Genomic DNA, 1,956 nt, shown 5'->3' with positions numbered 1-1,956 from the left:
CCCCTCCTTAACCAAGGAGGGGGGTTATGTTAATACTGAAGTTTCCCAATAATTATTTATGGTAAAATTGAAACTATGCTACAACTATATGAAAAAAATAGTCTTTTCATTCGTTTCAAATGCTATTGCCTAAGGGGAATTAAGTAGGGGTTTGCTATAAACATGGCAAAACCACCTAAAATAAACCTCGATACACCAGCATTGTGTATTTCAGCTACTCAATAATTGGGAAACTTCAGTTTAATAACAACCTGTTTTGAAATACCCCGCCGCTTAAAATAATGGTATTAGTCTCTGTCTGTATTGACAGTTTCATTAATAATTTAACCGTTGCTGAGATTAAAGTGTGGTGAATTCTCGCGGCTATGACCGCTTTATCAATCTGTTGTTGTAAATCCTGTAATACTGCCAGTAATAATGCTTGCCAATTGATAACAAATATCTCATTTTTATTTTCAATCTCATAGCTATATGGGTTATCTTCCAGCTTGAAAAACTCAGTTGTTGCCAGATTTTCTAACATGATTGCCGCCTGTCCTTCATATGAAATTTGCTCTGGACACAATCCTAATAAAGCAGCAAAAGCATCAAACCAACGGCCGCAGGAACTGCTTAAAGGAGAATTTAATTTCTTGTCTATCATGCTTGTCAGAGTTGCTAAAGGCTTGGTTTCTAGCAACCTGATAATTTCTAAATCGGCAAACTCTTTATGTATGTCCGCATAATTAAAGTAATGTGTCAGCTGAGCATAAGCATTACGCCATGGTTCACGCATAGCCGGCACACCACCAGGCATCGATATTTCCTGAAAATGTCCTAAACGCTGGCAAGTAGAATAATCACTGAATAAAAATTCGCTCCCCCATAGCTCACCAGACAACCCCATTCCCAGACCATCAAAAACGGCGGCTAATACCGAGGGGGTATCTAAAGCCAAACCATGCTCAGCCATACAGGCTGCAATGTGTGCGTGATGATGCTGTACAGAGACTAAACTGAATGGCTGATCCTCTGCCAGTTGTTGGCCATATTGTGTGGATAGATAGTCAGCGTGAAGGTCAACCGCAATCAAATCTGCCTTAAAATCAAAAAGCTGTTGGTAACATTTTAATTGATAACGATAATCCAATTGTGCTGCTGCATTTTCCAGGTCACCAATATGCTGTGATACGATAGCCATTCCCTGTTTTAACAGACAAAAACTATTTTTTAATTCGCCCCCCATCGCCAGAATTTGTTGCTTGTTGTTAAAGCCTTCAGGTAGCTGCAAAACTTCGGGACTGAATCCACGCGCACGACGTAAGACATGCATTTTATTATCTAGCAAGCGCATAACAGAATCATCCAGCCGATTTACTATGTCCCTGTCATGCATTAAAAAATAGTCTGCAATAGTACCTAGCTTTTGTCGTGCTTCGTGGTTATCTACACATTGCGGTTGATCACTCAAGTTTCCCGAGGTCATCACTAGCGGGTTGGATAGTTGCTGTAATAGTAGATAGTGCAACGGGGTATATGGCAACATAAAGCCCAGCTTATCCTCAGTTGGCGCCACACTTTGTGCTAGTTTTTTCCCCCGTGCTGGTAGGATAATAATTGCTGCCTTTTATCTGACAGGGCTTGTTGTTCTATTTTGCTAATCTGAGCATACTCATTAACCTGTTCTATATCCGGTAGTGGGTTAAATCTGTTATTTCACTTAAATAATTAGGAGAAGTAAAAGGTTTACATCATAATTCCTCGAATGAAATGTTATCAAGAAGTAAGTTGCCACAATTGTCGCTGTAGCACTATCATGAAATCAGGAAAGAATGCTCAAAATATACAGCGGTATCGCTGCAAAAATAGTGCCTGCCCAACTCAAACATTTATGCTGGACTATCGCTATAATGCATGTGTGCCTGGAGTCCAAGAAAAAGTCGTCGAAATGGCTATTAATAGCAGTGGTATTAGAGA

2 protein-coding genes are annotated in these 1,956 nt (G+C 39.9%); one reads left to right on the top strand and one right to left on the bottom strand.

Going from position 1 to position 1,956, the window contains the following annotated elements:
* Positions 1 to 235: 235 nt before the first annotated feature.
* The gene (locus tag CDZ78_RS19890; protein WP_244559303.1) at positions 236 to 1,555 is read right to left on the bottom strand and encodes a Kae1-like domain-containing protein; all 1,320 of its coding nucleotides are present in this window, start codon (positions 1,553 to 1,555) and stop codon (positions 236 to 238) included.
* Between the two features lie 189 nt (positions 1,556 to 1,744).
* Here CDZ78_RS19890 and CDZ78_RS24455 point away from each other — a divergent pair.
* Positions 1,745 to 1,956, top strand: a 212-nt coding sequence (locus CDZ78_RS24455) for an IS1-like element transposase (protein ID WP_373862504.1), incomplete at its 3' end; no start/stop codon positions are given.

Origin of the sequence: Bathymodiolus platifrons methanotrophic gill symbiont (assembly GCF_002189065.1) — a bacterium.
Taxonomy (GTDB): Bacteria; Pseudomonadota; Gammaproteobacteria; order Methylococcales; family Methylomonadaceae; genus Methyloprofundus.
The sequence above is the reverse complement of the archived record's forward strand: the minus strand, read 5'-3'. Positions and strand labels throughout refer to the sequence as shown.